General features: G+C 47.4%; 16 protein-coding genes. 2 read left to right on the forward strand and 14 right to left on the reverse strand.

The genetic code is table 11. The annotated features are described in order from the left end of the window. Positions 1-12 precede the first annotated feature (12 nt). The 3 genes from ATG71_RS01270 to abc-f all read right to left on the reverse strand — a co-directional run bounded on the left by ATG71_RS01270 (position 13) and on the right by abc-f (position 4517). Positions 13-1533: a sugar ABC transporter ATP-binding protein gene (locus tag ATG71_RS01270; RefSeq protein WP_098437974.1), complete on the reverse strand. Its 1521-nt coding sequence runs from the start codon at positions 1531-1533 to the stop codon at positions 13-15. Between the two features lie 76 nt (positions 1534-1609). Continuing rightward, positions 1610-2698 carry a sugar ABC transporter substrate-binding protein gene (locus ATG71_RS01275; protein WP_483295325.1) on the reverse strand — a complete coding sequence of 363 codons (1089 nt, stop codon included), beginning with the start codon at positions 2696-2698 and terminating at the stop codon, positions 1610-1612. A gap of 190 nt (positions 2699-2888) precedes the next feature. Next, on the reverse strand, positions 2889-4517 hold the full coding sequence (abc-f, locus tag ATG71_RS01280) for a ribosomal protection-like ABC-F family protein (protein ID WP_098437979.1): 1629 nt from the start codon (positions 4515-4517) through the stop codon (positions 2889-2891). Positions 4518-4888: 371 nt separating this feature from the next. On the opposite strand from abc-f, the gene ATG71_RS01285 reads away from it, so the two are divergent. Further along, positions 4889-5662: a TerC family protein gene (locus tag ATG71_RS01285; RefSeq protein WP_098437981.1), complete on the forward strand. Its 774-nt coding sequence runs from the start codon at positions 4889-4891 to the stop codon at positions 5660-5662. A 42-nt stretch (positions 5663-5704) separates the two neighbouring features. Here the strand turns inward: ATG71_RS01285 and ATG71_RS01290 are convergent, their stop codons facing one another. The 8 genes from ATG71_RS01290 to ATG71_RS01325 form a co-directional block, all read right to left on the reverse strand. Next, positions 5705-6826, reverse strand: a complete 1122-nt coding sequence (locus ATG71_RS01290; protein ID WP_098437984.1) for an NADH-dependent flavin oxidoreductase — start codon at positions 6824-6826, stop codon at positions 5705-5707. Positions 6827-7010: 184 nt separating this feature from the next. Beyond that, complete coding sequence (gene rlmD, locus ATG71_RS01295; protein ID WP_098437987.1) at positions 7011-8411, reverse strand: 23S rRNA (uracil(1939)-C(5))-methyltransferase RlmD; 1401 nt, start codon at positions 8409-8411, stop codon at positions 7011-7013. 15 nt (positions 8412-8426) lie between these two features. Then, entirely contained in the window at positions 8427-9296 is an 870-nt protein-coding gene (locus ATG71_RS01300) for a DNA-3-methyladenine glycosylase family protein (RefSeq protein ID WP_098437989.1), read from the reverse strand. Positions 9297-9405: 109 nt separating this feature from the next. Continuing rightward, positions 9406-10179, reverse strand: coding sequence for a delta-lactam-biosynthetic de-N-acetylase (pdaA, locus tag ATG71_RS01305; RefSeq protein WP_098437992.1), 774 nt, complete (start codon positions 10177-10179; stop codon positions 9406-9408). Between the two features lie 150 nt (positions 10180-10329). Continuing rightward, complete coding sequence (locus ATG71_RS01310; protein WP_098437994.1) at positions 10330-10902, reverse strand: DUF4825 domain-containing protein; 573 nt, start codon at positions 10900-10902, stop codon at positions 10330-10332. A gap of 122 nt (positions 10903-11024) precedes the next feature. Then, positions 11025-12581: a fumarate hydratase gene (locus tag ATG71_RS01315; RefSeq protein WP_098437997.1), complete on the reverse strand. Its 1557-nt coding sequence runs from the start codon at positions 12579-12581 to the stop codon at positions 11025-11027. Positions 12582-12665: 84 nt separating this feature from the next. After that, on the reverse strand, positions 12666-13112 hold the full coding sequence (locus ATG71_RS01320) for a GNAT family N-acetyltransferase (RefSeq protein ID WP_179886425.1): 447 nt from the start codon (positions 13110-13112) through the stop codon (positions 12666-12668). 201 nt (positions 13113-13313) lie between these two features. Then, entirely contained in the window at positions 13314-13496 is a 183-nt protein-coding gene (locus ATG71_RS01325) for an SE1561 family protein (protein ID WP_034761313.1), read from the reverse strand. A 116-nt stretch (positions 13497-13612) separates the two neighbouring features. Here ATG71_RS01325 and yfkAB point away from each other — a divergent pair, with 116 nt between their 5' ends. Next, positions 13613-14740: a radical SAM/CxCxxxxC motif protein YfkAB gene (gene yfkAB, locus ATG71_RS01330; RefSeq protein WP_098438002.1), complete on the forward strand. Its 1128-nt coding sequence runs from the start codon at positions 13613-13615 to the stop codon at positions 14738-14740. A gap of 89 nt (positions 14741-14829) precedes the next feature. Here yfkAB and ATG71_RS23220 read toward each other — a convergent pair whose 3' ends face one another. From ATG71_RS23220 to ATG71_RS01340, 3 genes are all read right to left on the reverse strand, one after another. Continuing rightward, entirely contained in the window at positions 14830-15006 is a 177-nt protein-coding gene (locus tag ATG71_RS23220) for a hypothetical protein (protein ID WP_179886426.1), read from the reverse strand. Positions 15007-15112: 106 nt separating this feature from the next. Continuing rightward, positions 15113-15955 carry a YfkD famly protein gene (locus ATG71_RS01335; RefSeq protein ID WP_098438005.1) on the reverse strand — a complete coding sequence of 281 codons (843 nt, stop codon included), beginning with the start codon at positions 15953-15955 and terminating at the stop codon, positions 15113-15115. Between the two features lie 234 nt (positions 15956-16189). Beyond that, a complete protein-coding gene (locus ATG71_RS01340; protein WP_098438008.1) occupies positions 16190-18661 on the reverse strand; it encodes a hypothetical protein in 2472 nt (823 codons plus the stop codon). Between the last annotated feature and the right edge of the window lie 69 nt (positions 18662-18730).

Here is an 18730-nt window from a genome sequence, read left to right on the forward strand (position 1 = left end):
GTGTTTACCCCCTTATTGCGTTGCAAGTTCCATTATTTTTTCCTGATTGGCGTCTTCCACCTGTAACTCCCCTTTGATTTCACCCTGGGCCATAACGTATACACGATCACTCATTCCCAGTACTTCCCCGAGCTCGGAGGAAATCATGATGATGCTGAGTCCCTGTTCGATCAGCTCGTTCATCACCGTATAGATTTCGAACTTCGCCCCGACATCGATTCCCCTGGTCGGTTCATCCAGGATGAGAAGTTTCGGTCCGACGAAGAGCCATTTCCCGATGGATACTTTCTGCTGATTCCCCCCGCTCAAGTTCCCGACGAGCTGTTCGAGGGAAGAGGCTTTGATATGAAGAGATGAATGATAGCGTTCAGCCACCTTGATTTCCTCATTATCATTGATGACCCCTTTGGAGGAGATCCCGCCTAAATTGGCAGCCGATATATTACTTTTTATGTCTTGCAAAAGGAAAAGCCCGTCATCTTTACGATCCTCTGTGACATAAGCGATTCCTGCTTTAATGGCATCCTTGGTATGTTTGAGTGTGGTAAGATTGTCATTCCATACAAGGTTCCCTTCAAGCTTGTATGATTTCGCATTGCCGAATATGCTCAAGGCAAGCTCTGTTCGACCTGATCCCATGAGACCCGCAATCCCGACGATTTCCCCTTTTTTCACATGAAGGTCCACATTCTTGATCACCTGTCTGCCAAGCTGCGGGTCATAAGCAGACCAGTTTTGAAGTTCCAAAATGGGTTTACCATGGGATTTATTCGGTCGTTTCGGATAGATATCTTCAATGGAACGGCCCACCATATTCTTAATGATGATCCCTTCCGATACTTCATCCTTTGATGCATCCAGGGTGCAAATGGTCTTACCATCCCTGAGAACGGTCGCCTTATCGGCGATGTGAATGACTTCTTTTAATTTGTGGGAAATCATGATACATGTGATGCCTTGTTTCTTTAGATCTTTCAGTAATTCAAGCAGATTCTCACTGTCGTCTTCATTCAATGCTGCTGTCGGTTCATCCAAAATCAATAATTTCACGTCTTTGCTCAAAGCCTTCGCTATTTCGACCAGCTGGCGTTTCCCTACGCTGAGGTCCCTCAAAAGAGTATCGGGATTCACATCCAGCTTCACTTTCTTCAGAAGCTTCTGCGCCTCCACGATGGTCCGGTTCCAATCAATGAAACCGCCAAGCTTTACTTCATTCCCTGCAAAAATGTTTTCATAAACGGTCAGATCCGGAAAGAGAGCCAGCTCCTGATAGATGATGGCAATCCCTGTGTTGACACTGTCACTGATTTTGTTAAATTGCTGAACCGCTCCATCGAACACGATGTCCCCCGTATACGTACCATACGGATACACCCCGCTCAGCACCTTCATTAGCGTGGATTTCCCAGCACCGTTTTCACCTATCAAGCAATGAATCTCTCCTTCTTCCACTTTGAAATTCACATCACTCAGTGCTTTGACACCCGTGAATTCCTTGGAGATATCATTCATTTCTAACAAATACTTCTTCATCACACTTAACCCCCTTTAACAAAAACAATGACAATACAGGATGGCGGCGGCTTTCCGTCCACCATCCCGCTTATTGCTATTCCTTTAATCCTGTAAATTCATCCGCTTTGTAATATCCTGAATCGATCAGTTCTTCCTTCACGTTCTCTTGATCGACCACGATGACTTCCGTTTGCTTCGCTTCAACATCTTTCTTACCATTGTCAGAACCCGTCGTTTCAGGTGTTTTTCCATCCAGTACGTCAACGGCAATACCCATCGCATCTGTTACGAGCGTACGTACGTCTTTGAAGACTGTCATGGACTGCTTACCATCAATCACATATTGAACAGACGCTTTTTCAGCATCCTGACCTGTGACGACGAAATTTGTTACTTCTTTGTCAGAAGCAAATACATCTGCAATCGAACGTGCTGTACCATCATTCGGTGCAAGAACGGCCACATTCCCCTTCATGTCAGCTCCTGCTGCTGTCAGATGGGTTTGTGCTTTGTTCTTCGCTTCGTTCGGATCCCAGTTCGTTGTCACCTGACCAAGGATTTTACTCATTTCGTCACGGCTCAACTCAGCTGTATCCTTAAGTGATTCGGCTTCGCTTGAATTCGCGATTTTGAATGTTCCATCTGCAATTTTCGGTTGAAGGACTTTCCATGCTCCTTCAAAGAACAAAAACGCATTATTATCAGAAGCTGCACCGGCATATAGATAAAGCGGTACATTTTTGCCCTCAGCATGATCGATCAAGTATTGTCCTTGTGCTTCGCCGACGGCTACGCTGTCGAATGTCACATAATAATCAACCGCATCTGTATTCGTAATCAGACGATCATATGAAATGACCGTAATGCCTTCCTTCTTCGCTGACTCCACGGCAGCAGCTGCTGCATCCCCATCCTGCGGAGTGATGATCAGTACGTCGATCCCTTTATTGATCAGTGTTTCTACATTTTCTTTTTCCTTGGCAGAAGAGCCTTGGCTGAACAGAATTTCAGTTGTATACTCGGAATCCTTCAACGCATCTTTAAAACGCTTTTCATCCTGCACCCATCTCGGTTCGTCTTTTGTCGGCAGGACAATTCCTACACTGACACCCTTCTTACCACCCGTACTGCTACTGTTGCATGCTGCAAGCATACCCATGAATAGAATGAGAACCATTAACATTGAAACAACTTTGACCGTTTTCCTCATTTCTTACTCCCCCTTTGTTATCAAGCTCAAGGTTAATTATATTGAGAATTCGGAATGTTTGTAATCGCTTTCACTAGCACTCTTTTGGTATTGTCTGGACTTTTTTGGTATAGGAGATAAAAAAAGGGACGCTCCAATGTCGAATCGGAACGTCCCTTTTTTTTTACTTCAATTCATTAATCTCTCCAGTCAATTCAATAAACTTCCTGTCGAGCTCTGCATATTCCTCATCACCCGGCATCATGAAACTGAGACGCCCCAACACTTCCTGCCTCTCCGTCTCGAGTTTCATCCGCTGTTCCTCTTTGTCATCCCGCTCAGCTGCCGGCTCATCCAGCTCCTTCTTGATGGTCCCATTTTCGATCACAAGCTTGATGCCCGTCGTTTTCTCCAGAAAATATCGGTCATGGGAAACGATGATCAGAGTTCCGCTGTACTGGGAAAGGGTTTCCTCCAGCTGTTCACATGAAGCGAGATCCAAGTGGTTCGTCGGTTCATCCAGTATTAAGACATCCCTTTCCTCCAAGATATATTTCATCAGCTTGATCTTCACCCGTTCCCCCATGCTCATATTCCGGACCGGTTCCTGCCAATGAGAGGTCTGGAATCCGAGATGCTTCATTAACGTTTGGACTTTCCCTCTTTCCGCGAAGGTTTCTTTATGAAAAAGCTCTCCCGGTGTCTCGTCGAGGGGCAGATCGAACACTTCCTGGGTCAGGTAGCCGATACTCGCAGAAGGTGACATCCATACGTCGCCTTCTGCCGTTTCCGCTCCCAGAATGACCTTCAGCAGTGTCGTTTTCCCACTTCCGTTCGGTCCTGTGACCGCAATCTTTTCACCATGCTGGATGGTAAAATGGACGTTCTTGAACAAGGTCCGTCCCTCAAAGGATTTTTTCAGATTCCTCACTTCGAGGAACCGTTTCCCCTTTTTGTGTGTGGATTGGATGCTGAAGCGGACGTTATGTTCTTCTTCGACCTCTGTCACCTTTGCTTTCTCGAGTTCCTTCTCCAGGCGCTTTTGCTTGGATTTGACCTGGGTGTCCATGCGTTTTGCTTTGACGCGGTAATGTTCTTTGTATCCTTCCTGTTTCGTGGATTCGCCGTGGGCTTTTTTCGACCAGGAGGTGAGTTCCTTCATCTGGCTCTCGATCCGCTCCACCATTTTCTGCTGCTTTTCATATTCCCGCTGCTGCGTCAGCCTCCGCTGCTTTCGCGCCTCCATATAACTGGAATAATTCCCTTTATGCTCAATGAGCTTCTTTTCTTCGATGGACCAGATCTTCGTCACAGCCTCATCCAGGAAATAGCGATCGTGGGAAACGAGAAGGATGCTCCCTTTGTAGTCCCTGATATGTTTGGTCAGCGATTTCAGGCTTTCTTGATCAAGATGATTCGTCGGCTCATCCAATAACAGCAGGTCAGCATTTTGTGAGAACCCTTTAGCGAGTCTCGCCTTCAGCTTTTCTCCTCCGCTCAACTGCCCGTATTCATGCTTCGGCACCTGCCATTTCTCCCGCAGCTTACTTTCAGAAGGGGAGAGTCCTTCTGAAGAATGGGTTTCCGTTTCCTGCTCCACCATGGTGATCATTACATCACGAAGCCATTGAATCTGCCCCTCCGTTGGTGTCCATTCACCAGCGATCAGTTGCAACAGAGTCGACTTTCCGGCACCGTTATTTCCGATGATCCCGATGACCTCCCCTTCCTGCACGCCGGCGTTCACCCCTTCAAAAATCTTTCCGTCCATCACTTCATAGCTTATATTCAATAATTTCATCATTTCTCTCATACCATCTTCCCCTCTCTTTAAAAAGGGAGAACAAAAAATCCTCCCATTGGTTCTGGAAGGATTAGCACTGCGCGCACAAAGAAAGCTATGAATGATCACTAGCTAAAAACATGTATAAAAATGGGCAGACTAATCCTATTTTAAGTTAATTTGAAATATGGAATTTCAAATGTCTCGAAAATAAGATTAGTTCTTCATCGTCCACCCATCACTCCTGTCATAATTAGTAAATTTACTATACCATGAAAACCTCCGATGGTGCAAAACCATTTTAGATTCGTATTAGATGGAAAATAAGTGGTAAGATAAGCTTAGAACTAATTTTTCAGTGAAAATTCCCGGTTTTTATCTTATAGATAGGAGCGTTGCACTTGGAATCAATATGGTTGGAATACGGTTGGACTTTATTAGTCCTCATCGGCCTCGAAGGTTTATTATCAGCAGATAACGCCCTTGTCCTGGCCGTGATTGCGAAACATTTATCCGAAGAAGAGAAGAAGAAAGCCATCAAATATGGAATCTTCCTGGCATTCGCCTTCCGGTTTGTGGCTCTCTTTGCCATTTCCTTCATCGCAAACGTCTGGCAGATTCAGGCGGTTGGGGCAGCCTATCTGCTGTATCTGGGCCTTAAACATGTCATCAAAGCGAAGTTTGGGAAGGATAACGAGAAGAATCAGAAAGAAACGGAGGAAGAAGCAGCCGGCAAAGGATTCTGGCCGACGGTCGGGAAGATCGCCCTGGCAGACCTTGCTTTTGCCATCGATTCAATCCTCGCTGCTGTCGCCCTTGCCCTTGGCCTGCCTGATTCACCACTCGGGGATTTCGGCGGCATGGACGGCGGACAATTCATCGTGGTCGTCCTTGGGGGGATTGCTGGATTGATCCTGATCAAATACGCGGCAACCTGGTTCGTGCAGCTTCTGGAAAAACGCCCGGCACTCGAAACGACGGCTTATGCCATTGTCGCCTGGGTCGGTGTGAAGCTCGCGGTCATCACCCTTGCCCATGAAGATATCGGGGTGCTGGATCATGATTTCCCACATAGCACATTATGGACCTTGATTTTCTACGGAGTTCTCGTGGGGATTGCCCTTTTAGGATGGTTCGCTCCCGGTAATAAAGGATCTAAGCAAAGTTCAGTGTAAACAAAAACGTCCTGTGAACCTATCACAGGACGTTTTTTCATATTATACCCCAGGGAACCAGCCGGGAGTATTCACAATCGCATTCCATAACGGATCAGGAACGACCAATTGTTCCTGCTTTCCTTTGTCGATCTCCGTCACGATTTCATCTTCTTTTCCTTCTTTGATCTTTTTCAGCCAATCAGGATCGATGATAAGTTCGCGGCCGAGAGCCAGTAACGGGACCCCTGACGCGAACGCTTTATGGGCATCGTCTGCAGAATAGATGGAACCTACCCCGATCAATGGCGTGCGGTCACCGATCGTTTCCAACAGATAGTCCATTCTTGTTTTCTCGAGATCCTCCACGCCTTTTCTTGGCTTAGAGAAGAAATCGAACAGGGACACATGAAGGTAATCAAGATCCTTGTCTGCCAGTGCATCCACGAGGGTAAGGGTATCCCCCATCGGGAATCCATTGTCTTCCGGCTCCTCAGGTGAGAAACGGTATCCAACAAGGAATGATGGATCGGCATGCTCCGCGACCACGCTCTTCACTTTGTCCACAATGGCAAGTGGGAACGTCATGCGCTTTTCAAGGCTGCCGCCAAAACGGTCTTGTCTCTGATTGGTCATCGGTGAAAAGAACTGATGAATGAGGTACCCGTTCGCTCCGTGAACCTCGACACCATCATAGCCTGCTTCAATCGCACGGCGGGTCGTCTCACCGAATGCTTCGATGATATTCTCGATCTCTGCTTCCGATAAGCCTCTCGCTTTTTCCTCACCATTTTCACCCATGACGTCACTGGCACTGACAACATCCCCATCAGGAACGAGATCCGGTGGGCATTGTACACCTCCGTGGAAAATCTGGAGAACGGCTTTTGCCCCCTGATCCTTGATTCCTTTCGCCAAACGTTCAAGGCTTGGGATCATTTCATCGGAATCCGCGCCGAATTCACCAGGGAATCCTTTTCCATCAGGCGTTACATAGGTGCAGGCTGTGATGACCATGCTCACATCTTTCGAACGTCTTGCATAATAGGTAACCTCAGCATCCGTGACGTTTCCATCCTCATCCGAAGAAAAATTCGTCATCGGTGCCATGATGATCCGGTTCTTTAATTCGACTCCGTTTTTAAATGTATAGGGAGATACTAACTCTTTATATTTGCTGTTCATGATTTTGCCTCCTTGTTGTTGTTCAAGGGAAATATTAATAGAAGAAGGGCTTTTTGAACAGACATCTGCTTAGAGAGTGTGCCCGCATGATCTAAAATGGGCCACCCTCAAAAATTAAGGGTGGCCCTAGTGTTTGCATTAGAGTGCGGTTTTAACCAGGTTACTCGAAAAGGATCATTAATATCTATTTCAGTACCAGCTTCGCGACAACCTCTACATGAGCAGTCTGCGGGAACATATCCACCGGCTGTAAATAGTCCACCCGGTACTGCTTCTTCAAATAGTCGATATCCTTCGCAAGGGTCGACGGGTTGCACGAGACATATACGAACGTCTTCGGCTTCACTTCTTTCAGCGTATCGAGAAGCTTGTTGTCACAGCCTGTCCTTGGCGGATCGACCACGACGACATCGGGACGCCAGCCTTCGTTTTTCCATTTTGGCATGAGGGTTTCGGCACCGCCGACGAAGTATTCAGCATGACCGACACCGAATTTCTTCGCGTTTTTCTTCGCGTCATCGATTCCTTCCTTGATGACATCCATGCCCCGGATTTCTTTTGCTCCGTCTGCCAGCCATAACCCGATGGTACCGACACCACAGTAGGCATCGACGACTTTTTCTTCACCAGTAAGGGCTGCCGCTTTCTTCGCTTCGTTATACAGCTTGCTCGTCTGGATTGGATTCAGCTGGAAAAATGCCCGTGCGGACAGTTCATAGGTGAACTCTTCCAGACGTTCTTCGATGCTTTCTTTTCCTGTCAGATGGATCGTTTCATCCCCGAAGACGAGGGCCGTTTTCTGCGGATTGATGTTTTGGGCGATGGAAACGACTTCAGGAAGACGTTTCTGGATTTCCGAAATCAGCAATTCCTTGCGGGGAATCTTTTTCTCGGACGTCACAAGCACGACCTGAACTTCCCCTGTTTCAAACCCGACACGTGTCACGATCGTTTTCAGGATCGGCTTCTTCTTTTTATCATCAAAAACAGGGATGTTGAAGTCGTTGATGATCCGCTTGATTTCGTTTGTCACTTTATTCGTGAGGGGGTGCTGCACGATGCACTCATCGATGTCGATCAGCTTGTTGGAATTCATGCTGTACAAGCCTGCAATGGCCTTGCCGTTTTGCGTCCCGACCTGGAACTGGCTTTTGTTCCGGTAGTGCCATGGGTTGTCCATGCCGACCGTCGGACGAATATCCATATCTTCAAGCTTGAGCTTCGTGTGGCGCTCGAGGGATTGAAGAAGGATGTCGCGTTTGGCGTCGAGCTGTCCTTCGTATGACAGATGCTGAAGCTGGCATCCGCCGCATAGCTCATAGACCGGGCACGGCGCTTTCACACGCTGTGGTGACTTTTTCCGGATCTTCTTGATACGGGCTTCGGTGAATTTAGGGTGGACCTTGGTCACTTCCACGACCACTTCTTCCCCTGCAAGGGCTCCCGGAACGAAGACGATCTTACGTTTGAAGAAACCGACTCCTTCCCCGTTGATGCCGATTTTCTTTATGGTCAGAGGAAACTGTTGTTTCAACTCGATTTTCACGTCATTATGTTGTGGCTTTTTTGCGTATTGTTTTTTCATTGGTTCACGTCCGTTCTATTCGATACTTCTCCATAAATAAAGTGATGCATAGCTTAAATAAGGGTGCCAGGCCGCGCTGAATTCATCCAGCTCGTCCATGGTCGGCTTCTGTTCCATTTGAAATAATTGTTTGATGGCGTTTTGAATGCCGATGTCCGCTTTCGGGAAAAGGTTCGGCCGTCCGAGTCCGAATAAGAGGAAACTCTGTGCCGTCCAGGGTCCGATGCCGCGGATCTTCGTGAGCTCCTTGATGACCTCTTCGTCCGTTTGCTCCGCCAATTGATTCAAATCCACTTCCCCACTTGACACCTTCTGGCCAATTCCGACCACATACTCCGCTTTTCGCTGACTGAATTGGAGCTCCCTGAGTTCTTCCACTGTGAGTCCCGCTACCTTTTCCGGTGAAGGATAGAACCAGACTCCATCCTTTTCCCAGCCGTATGTGGTGACGAATCGATGGGTCAGGGTGAAGGCAAACTTCAGATTCAGCTGCTGATGGATGATGCTTTTGACAATGGTGGCGAAGGGATCGAACTCCAGGACAAGCGGTGTTCCGACATGCTCCTCAAAGATCGGCTTCAGGTCGGTTTCCAGGAAATGCGTGTGCATCTCGTGGAGACCCGTTTGCCATTGAAAAATGTCTGAAATTCGTTTTTGCTTCGCTTCCAGATTCTCTTCATTTTCAAACGTGAGCCTGAATTCTGGCTCATCCGTTGTTCCCGTTGCCTGGATCTCGATGACCTCACCCTTTTCCCCGCCGTGATAATATGGGACCTTCACGCTTCGATCCTCCTGTTCCACTGCATTCAACGGGTCAAGCGCCAGCCTGTCCAGCACCCGGTCAAAATCATACGGACCTTCAATCTTAACATTCCTGCATGCCATACTCCTCACCCTTCCGCACAAAACTTGTATGTGTATTATAGCATAAACCGAAGAGGGACGGACCTTCATTCCTAGGACCAAGTCCTAGGAATGAAGGTCCGTCCCTCTCTTATTTCATCATCGGATGCTCATCGAGGCTCTTGAAAGTGTAGCCCCGTTTTTTGAGGTCCTGGATGGCTTTTTCGAGTGCGTCTGCATTGTCTTTGGAGACGGAGTGCAGGAGGATGATGGCACCGGGATGAGCCTGGGCCATGATGTTGTCATAGGAATACTTCCATCCTTTTTGCTGGTCAGTTTTCCAGTCGATGAAGGCAAGGGACCAGAAGACGTGGGTGTAGCCTTCTTCTTTCGCGATTTGAAGTGTACGTTCAGAGAAGACTCCCCTAGGCGGACGAAGATACTTCATTTCCTTTTGCCCGGTCAGTTCTTTCGTTTTCACCTTCACTTTTTGGAGCTCTTCACGGATCTTTTGGTCGGAGCTTGCAGTGAAGTCAGGGTGATGCCACGAATGGTTCCCGATGATATGTCCTTCTTTCACCATCCGCTTGACGAGATCTTCGGCACTGAGCAAATAGTGACCGGTGACGAAGAAGGTGGCCGGTACTTTCTCCTGCTTCAGCACATTGAGGATCTTTTCCGTATAGCCGTTTTCATATCCGTTGTCGAATGTGACATAAAGCACCTTTTTATCCGGTGAGCCTTTATAGAAGGCATCGTACTTATCGAGAAGCTCGTCATAGGCAGCGCCTGCTTCCGGCTGCACTTCATTTTGACTCTTTTTGAAACCCCAGCCGATCGGATTATTGGATACTGCATAAGCCTCGGCGGGTATGAGCAATACTAAGATTGCCGCTATTATGAACACTTTAAGTGATTTTCGCAAAACTGAACCCTTCTTTCCCTTCAAGTTTCCCTTAGTTTTTGAGAAGTGGAAGGATTCATGTGTACTAATAGTATCCAGAAATGGGTGTTCATGTGGTTTCGGTATATCCAGGGCTTATTGCTTGACGATCGTTATTGAAGGTCCGTCCCTCTATTCAAAAAACGTCTGATACTTGGTTGCCATTTCGGTCAGTTTGCCTTCGTGTTCTTCGATGAAGGTGGAGACGGTCTTTCTGTCCCAGATGTCGTCGCCTTTCGGGAAGTCGCTGAATTCTTTGGATAAACCTGCGACCATTTTATCCCTGGAGACCGATACCATGGATTCATCGACGGTAAAGTGATACTCTTTCGCATTCGGGACAAGAAGCGTCAGATAAATGGCGTTGTAGTAAAAGTTTTTCCGATTGACGTTGGTGCCGTCAAACCAGTACTCATTCACATGGCTTTCAGACAGCTTGCCTTCTTTTTCATAGCCGTAAGTCACCTTGACCATTTCACCGGAAAGGTCGATTTCCTTGATCGTTTCAGCCCCTGGCAGCTCTTGCAGGATCGCCTGTACTTTCGAGTTATCTCCTACATAGGTTCCGCTATTTTCTTTCAACGTATCCACACTCACATCCTCAATGGACGTGATATCCGCTTCTTTTTCAGGATTCGAAGCACATCCTGTTAAAAAGATCATCAAAGTAAGAAGCAACATGCCAAATAATTTATTAAAAATCATACTCGCCCTCCAACTCCTGTTTGTATGCTATACGAATGAACGCTCATGAAAGTTTCATCCTGATTTTAACATAAATAACCAATAAAAAAACCACCCCTAACGTACGGGATGGTACCAATTTCTTATTTAAAAACCTTTTCCTTGAACTGAGCCAGTTTTTCCAGAGAAGATTTGTCGACCTCCGCGTGCAGGCTGTTTCCGTGTGAATCCATCGTCACAACGGCCGTGAAGCCTTCTACGTTCAGATGCCACATCGCTTCCGGAATACCGAACTGCATCAGGTCCACTCCGTCTACGCCTTTGATGCAATCAGCATAATACTGAGCCGCTCCACCGATGGCATTCAAGTACACTCCGCCATGGTCCTTCAAAGCAGCAAGGGTTTTCGGACCCATTCCGCCTTTACCGATGACGGCACGGATACCGAAGCGCTTCATGATATCGCCTTGATAAGGCTCCTCGCGGATGGACGTAGTCGGGCCGGCTGCCTTCACATGCCAGTTGCCTTCATCGTCCTTCAGCATCACGGGGCCACAGTGATAGATGATCTGTCCGTCCAGGTCAACGGGAGCATCATTTTCACTTAGATGCTTGTGGATCGCGTCACGGCCCGTGTACATGCGGCCGTTGATGTGAACGACGTCTCCCACTTTCAGCTCACGGATTTTCTCTTCTGTAATCGGTGCTTCGAGGACCACCACATTTGGTTGTTCACCTGTTGAAGCCGCTGCCGTTTCAAGCTCAGCCACTGACCTTTGAGTCAGGTCGATCTTATCGCCTTCCTGATAGAACCACTCATCGACTCCACCAGTTGCGGGATCAAGCTTCACGCCTAAACGACGGAATGCCCAGCAATTATACGCAACGGATACGAAGAAGCTTGCAGGAATCCGGTTCATGACGCCGACCTTACAGCCTAGGAGCGTCGTTTCCCCGCCGAATCCCATCGTGCCGATTCCAAGCTCGTTCGCATTGTCCATCACATACTCTTCCAGTTTACGAAGATCTTCATTCGGATTCACGTCCTCGATGGAACGGAATAGTTGTTCTTTTGCCAAATCATAACCGGAAGAACGATCCCCACCGATTCCGACGCCGATGAACCCGGCGCTGCAGCCTTGTCCCTGTGCCTGATACACCGAATGCATCACACATTTACGGATTCCATCAAGGTCACGTCCGGCACGGCCAAGTCCTTCAAGCTCACAAGGAAGGCTGTACTGGATGTTTTTATTTTCACAACCGCCGCCCTTTAAGATCAGGCGCGCATCGATATAATCCTTTTCCCACTGTTCGAACTTGATGACAGGTGTCCCAAGACCAAGATTGTCTCCTGAATTCGCACCAGTCAGTGAATCTACAGAGTTCGGACGGAGCTTTCCATCTTTCGTTGCCTGTACCATGGCCGCATAGATCGCTTCTTTGATTTCAAGCTGATTCACGCCAACCGGTGTTTTTATTTTAAACGTTGGAAGACCTGTATCCTGACAAATCGGGGATACATTGTCATCCGCCATCTTTACGTTGTTCGAAATCGTGTCCAGACTCATCGCCGCACGGGTCCCTGCGTTCTCACGGGCTTTCGCCGAGCGGATCGCACGCCGCACGTCCTTAGGCAGATTCGTGGACGTCTCCACAATCAAATCGTACATACTTTGCTGTAATGTCTCTTTATTCATCGTTCTCCCCCTCTAAAGATCTCAATAACAGTCGTAATTTTCATACATCATTATACTCCTATAAGAATAAGATTGAAAGGGATTTCACAATGGAATTTCCTTCTCGAAATAACACGAAACCTCGTCTTCTTCCATATAAGTAAACCCGTTATTTTTATAAAAATTGATGGCGTCCGCCCACTGTTTGTTTGTTTCGAGAATGAGTCGTTGTGCACCGAGGGAGTGCGCTTTCCCTTCCAGATGTTGAAGCATGATGCGGCCGAGTCCACGTTTTCTGTAGGAGGATAGAACAGACATCCGCACAATCTGATACGTGTCTTCTGATTCTTTCCGGATCGCTCCGGTACAGATGATGTTCTCATTCTCTTTCCCTACAAAAAAATGATGCTGCGTGCCGTCATACTCTGTTGAAATATCATGAATATCGGGGTTCAGTGTGTGATCGATGAATCCGAACCGTTCAAGGAATCCGGAGAGGATCACCTCTTTCGCCTGTTCGCTTTGGTGTACTTCGATGGGTGTGATGATCATGGGGTGTCGCTCCTTTAATAGTTGGTTTTGTATTAAGGTTTGACGTTTCAGCGGGGAATTCCTGCTTGTGGTTTCGGAGGGCATGTGAGGGGGTGGCGATATCGACCGTTCTAAAAAACGACAAATTTCACACCAGTCACCCAGCCACCACCACACTGAAGGTCCGTCCCTCCAAAAAAATAAGAGCCCTACGAAGGACTCCTACTCACTTTTCTTAAATTGTTCGCATTTCACTTCTATGTCATCGATCATGGCGATCAGGCGATCGATATCGTCAATGTCCGCTTGTTCCGGGTCGATTGAATCCAGCACGTCGACGAACAGGTTCAGGCGTTGTTTCAGATAGCTTACTTGTGAGTCTTTATCATTGATAGCTTTACCCAAGAGTTCTCTCTCCTTTCAATACGTTTACTATGGTAACCAATAACTTTGCGATTGACAAGGGCTCACCCTTTCTCAATAATGGATAGATGACCGAATCATAAAGGAGCTTTTACAATATGAAAACTGACACTCTCTCCAAGAAAATGTCGATTGACCATGATCCTTGGGAGGCTTATTTAGATGTGGATGAGCATGGTGATATTACGCTTTCCAATATTGAATTCACAACCACGACCCTCTGCAATATGAGATGCGAGCACTGCGCCGTCGGATATACATTGTCTCCGAAGGACCCGAGTGCCCTGCCCATTGAACTGATCCTAGGGAAACTCGACGATATCAAAACGCTCCGTTCCCTTAGTATTACCGGCGGGGAGCCGATGATGTCCAAGAAATCCGTAGAAAACTATGTACTTCCATTACTCAAGTATGCACATTCCAGGGGCGTACATACCCAGATCAACTCGAACCTGACGTTGGATCTCGATCGCTACTTGATGATCGCCCCGTACCTCGATGTCCTGCACATCTCCCATAACTGGGGAACGATCGATGAATTCATCGATGTCGGCTTTGCCAATATGGAACGGAAGCCAACGAGGGAGCAGCGCCGGAAGCTGTTTGACCGCATGATCGAAAACAGCCGTGCCCTTTCAGAACGTGGGGTACTCGTGTCTGCGGAGACGATGTTAAATAAAAACACCCTGCCATACCTCGAAAAAATCCATCGCCAGATTGTTGATGAAATGAAGTGTGGGCGTCACGAAATTCATCCAATGTACCCTTCCGACTTTGCTTCAAGCCTTGAGACTCTTTCATTGGAAGAAACACGTGAAGCGATCCGGGATATTCTTAGGTTCCGCGATGAGAATGTGTGGATGCTATTCGGCACTCTGCCATTCTATCCATGCAGCTCTTCACAAGAAGACTTGGATTTCCTGAAGGAACTGTACGCTGCGAAAAAAGTGAGCGTGAGGAATGACCCCGACGGCCGTTCCCGTCTCAACGTAAATATTTTCACCGGCGATGTCATCGTCACCGACTTCGGGGACACACCGCCACTCGGGAATATCACCAAAGATACACTGCCTGATATCTTTGAAAAGTGGAAAGGTCAGCCTCTCGCTAAAGAACTGAACTGCCACTGTCCCATGGCCCGCTGCCTCGGACCGAATGTACTCGTGAAGTCGATGTACTACAAAGATGTAGACTTTTCGAAGCGTGAAGCGAAGATTTCTCGATAAATTGAAGGTTGAAAGCTCAAATCTGTCATGGATTTGGGCTTTTTTTTACCCGCAAAAAAAACACCACGGATCTACATCCGAAGTGCTTTTTATCCTATGGGTTTGCGGTCACTGTTTTGAGTGGTGATTTTTTCGAGCGTCGGGTCCATGACGTTATATTTTTGTTTCTTAATTTCTGCATAGATCCTGGCTCTTCTGGCACCGAACCATACGCGAAGTGTGATGAATGCCACCAGCAGCCCGCCGAATAGTAATAGATACTCCATGTGATCCCTCCTTTTAATTCAGAATATTCTAATTATTATAACATGTTAACAGAAATAATAAAAGAGTGAAATTAGGTTTTACCCGATTTCACTCTTCATTAAACCTTTATCTTGGAGATTCGCTTGCCATGAACCCGAAGTGGACGTGATCCTGAACTGGAATCCAGGCTCCGACTCCTTGGGACGTCACGTTTTTGACTACAATCGAGCGCTTGGTTCCTTTCATGACGAGGAACACTTCCCCATACGTTACTTTCCCTTTTTCGTTGATGGCTGGTGCATATGCATAAAGGTAGCCCAGTCGTTTAGGGGAGATGTTGTATACTTGATCTTTTTTTGTCCCTGCCCCCACGATGGTTTGGAAGGCGAGTGGCAATTTTGATTTATCCATGGCTTTGATGAGCATCATTTTCTCCACATCATCAGCATGGGGAACCTTTGCCGTGAGTCCTCCCTTTACGACCTTCTGGGCTTCCTGGACGTAGTGAATTTGATAGTTGGATTTCCCTCCGCGATTATCAAAGTAATTCGTATTGACCTTTTGATACTCCCAGTTCGGGGAGGTTTCCGTTGATGCATAGTTCAGTGGCCATTCCCCAAGATAGATGGTGGCTCGAAGGCCGATCGTCGGTGCTTTATTGACCGTGGACTCGTTCAGCATGCGGATCAGGTTCGGGTTTTCGATCCTCACATTGGAGGTTTCGATCAGCTCCTGACTCCATTCGCTCGGCTGCAGATAAGGCTGATCCTGCGTAGAATTTGGATACGTATTTTCCTTGGCGATATTCAACACTGAGTTCGGGATCTTTACGCTCGAATCCTTAGCTGGCTCCGGAGCCTTCTCCGTTTTTGGCTTACTTTCCTTTTTAGGACTGTTTTGGGCATGAATCCCTGTAGTTGCAACGAAAAATGCGAGTATGACCATAAGAGCAGTGCGCATTAGTTTCATGTAGTTGATACTCCTTTCAAGCATATAAGGGTTTGCCGTTAGTTTTTCCTAGAAGGTACAGCTTATCCAAAAAACTTCATTAGAAAGAATATTTACAAAATTCACATTTTATCTTATACTACTATTATTGAAGCGGGAACGTCCGAGCTTCTCCTACAAAGCAAATCGGCGTTTCCGATCATTCCTGCATTCCCTAAAAAAAGCCATGGAATCTCCTAAGATTCCATGGCTTTTTTAATCGTCATCCATTTTTTTCGAAGAACATGCAAGAATCGTGCAACCCGGGTGGGAAACGATCCTCTTCCCTTTCCAAAAGATGAATGCCCTGATCGTGATGCAATCGGTCATTCCGTGTTTTGGGGTGATGTCTGCTGAATAATTCCCGTCTTCATCCGGGATCGCAGGATTCGGTTTGATGATGCTTTTCAAATGTTCTTCCAATACTTCAAAGTATACTTCGATCTGTTTCATATCTTCACACTGTACTTTCCCCGTGAGGCAGCCTCCCCTGCAGCTTACAATCACCGGAACCTCCAGGGTGACAGCCGGATTCACGAGATCCTTGGATTCGATAGAGACTTTTTCAGGTTGTGCAGGAATACTTTCATCTTCTTCACTTGAAGTCACTGTGAAGTCACTATTTGTATTTTCATGGGCTTTTTTTTCAGGGAGCGGACGCATCCATTCACCTTCACCGTCATCCCGGGCACCGCTGTCACACTCACCATCGTCGCTACTTTCTTCACAGCAGTCGATTGGTTCCATTTCATCCCGGTCGTCCTTTGGATGAGGGCATGTGCAGTGAATGTTGATGATTTTCTCCTCAACGATTATTTCCTTACCCTCGATCAAGGCAGTTGCCTGGACCACAGCTTTTCCGGATACATGTGAATCCGGGGTAAGCACTGCTTCATATTCCCCTTTTGCATTCGTTTTGATTTTATCGGGGGTGATGCTAGCAACTTCCGGGGTGACGTTCAGCTCGATCCCCACATTGGCGACAGGCCTTCCATTACAGGTGAATTTCCCGGTAATCGCTGCTCCTTCGCATTCTACACAATCCGGTACGCATAAAGTCAGCTTTGGCTTTTCGCATTTGAGACATCCTGCGTAGACGAACACCATTTCCGATACCGCTTTTCCATCTACCACAGCCGTCGCCGTAAATGGCACCTCCCTGAATGGGGTATTCGGAGGAACGAAGGCAAGGGTTGAAAATTCCCCGTTCTCATCAGTAGTAACAACAGAAGGCTTAAAGGTCAGCACTGGACTTGAAAATGAAACCTCTTTATTCGCCAATGGAAATCCTTCACAGGAAAGACAGCCTGAAATGATCCCCTTACAATTCAGCTTTTTGTTCTCTTTGATATGAATCTTTGGATGCATGCATCGACAATCGATGGTGACCTCCCGGGACGCGACGACCTGCTCCCCATAGACGGTTGCCGTTGCTTTAATCATAATCGTTTCATGGACTCCGAGTCGTGGGCAGAGCTCGGTGACATATCTTCCTTCTTCATCGGTAAATGCCGGATTCGGATCGATCTCTACTGCATCGGGCTCAGAAGCCGTGACCGTAAACGAAATCCTGGCATTCTTTATAGGTGCCCCGTCGCATGTCAGCCTTCCCGTCAATTTCGTTCCATGACATGTGACGGTCTCACATGGGACTTCAAGGGTCAACTTAGGATTACGGCACTTTTTGCATCCTGCTATGACGGTATCCGTGGCACTGATGGTCTTCCCATCAATCACGGCTGTCGCTGTATAGGAAACGGTTTGAAACGGTGTCCCTTTTTTCACGGTGACGACCGATGAAAATCTTCCGTTCTCATCCGTGACGGGATTCGGTGTCTGGAACATCAGGAGTGATGAGCCTGTCAATGTGACCGGTACATTCGCTTGTGGAACTCCATCACAGGTGACTTTCCCTGAAATGGTTGAGCGGCAGTCGATTTTCTTCAACTTGTTCAGCTTGATCTCCGGATTCTTACATTTCACACATCGCACAGCCACCTCCCTCGTTATCGAAACGACCTTTAATCCGCCGATTTTCGTCACAGCCGTAATGCGGATCGTTTCATCCACATCAGGAAACGGAACCAGTGTCGCCGTGTATCTCCCGTCGCTCTGTGTAATCGCGGGATTCGGAGAGATGACGACACGATTGGAGGCGGATTCAATGATAAATGATATGGCTGCATTCCCGATTGCCTGGCCGTCACAAAAGAGTCTTCCTCTGATCTGAGTTCCTTTGCAGCCGACCGGACAAGGAATCGGCTCGAGTGTCAGCACTGGATTTTTACAAAGGATGCAATCCACCCTGACAAAAATCGTATCACTGATGGTCTTTCCGATCACCACTGCCGTTGCTGTTATCTGGACATTCGGGGTAATCGGTGTCCCGAGGGGCACGGTCACCCTTGTCGAGAACCGGCCCGTGCTGTCAGTGACCGGTGTATGATCCTCAAAGACGAGACCCGGAAACGAGGAGCTAAGCGTGACCGTCACACCTTGCAGGGGCTGATAATCACACAGGACCCTTCCGCTGATGATGCCTTCACAGCTGATGATCCCGATATCATCCAGTTGAATGGTTGGATTCGTGCATCCTTCGAAAGGAAAAATCCCTGGACATCCTCTCGGAGGTAAATCGATTTTACAATCAATGACTTTACCGTTCATCGGTTTTTTCTTTTTTCTCATGCTACTCATTCCTTTGCACAAAAACTCTCCTGTTATCTTATTCAAGAATGAGTAGGCTGTTCTCACGGA

Source organism: Bacillus sp. es.034 (assembly GCF_002563655.1).
GTDB lineage: Bacteria > Bacillota > Bacilli > Bacillales > Bacillaceae_B > Rossellomorea.

Bases quoted from the DNA above. Each gene is read 5' to 3' on its own strand.
- ATG71_RS01275 (WP_483295325.1), bottom strand. From the start codon at position 2,698: ATGTTAATGGTTCTCATTCTATTCATGGGTATGCTTGCAGCATGCAAC.
- ATG71_RS01340 (WP_098438008.1), bottom strand. From the start codon at position 18,661: ATGAGAAAAAAGAAAAAACCGATGAACGGTAAAGTCATTGATTGTAAA.
- ATG71_RS01290 (WP_098437984.1), bottom strand. From the start codon at position 6,826: ATGAACAGCAAATATAAAGAGTTAGTATCTCCCTATACATTTAAAAAC.
- abc-f (WP_098437979.1), bottom strand. From the start codon at position 4,517: ATGAGAGAAATGATGAAATTATTGAATATAAGCTATGAAGTGATGGAC.
- ATG71_RS01335 (WP_098438005.1), bottom strand. From the start codon at position 15,955: ATGAAACTAATGCGCACTGCTCTTATGGTCATACTCGCATTTTTCGTT.
- ATG71_RS01310 (WP_098437994.1), bottom strand. From the start codon at position 10,902: ATGATTTTTAATAAATTATTTGGCATGTTGCTTCTTACTTTGATGATC.
- yfkAB (WP_098438002.1), top strand. From the start codon at position 13,613: ATGAAAACTGACACTCTCTCCAAGAAAATGTCGATTGACCATGATCCT.
- ATG71_RS01315 (WP_098437997.1), bottom strand. From the start codon at position 12,581: ATGAATAAAGAGACATTACAGCAAAGTATGTACGATTTGATTGTGGAG.
- ATG71_RS01320 (WP_179886425.1), bottom strand. From the start codon at position 13,112: ATGATCATCACACCCATCGAAGTACACCAAAGCGAACAGGCGAAAGAG.
- rlmD (WP_098437987.1), bottom strand. From the start codon at position 8,411: ATGAAAAAACAATACGCAAAAAAGCCACAACATAATGACGTGAAAATC.
- ATG71_RS01300 (WP_098437989.1), bottom strand. From the start codon at position 9,296: ATGGCATGCAGGAATGTTAAGATTGAAGGTCCGTATGATTTTGACCGG.
- ATG71_RS01270 (WP_098437974.1), bottom strand. From the start codon at position 1,533: ATGAAGAAGTATTTGTTAGAAATGAATGATATCTCCAAGGAATTCACG.
- ATG71_RS23220 (WP_179886426.1), bottom strand. From the start codon at position 15,006: ATGGAGTATCTATTACTATTCGGCGGGCTGCTGGTGGCATTCATCACA.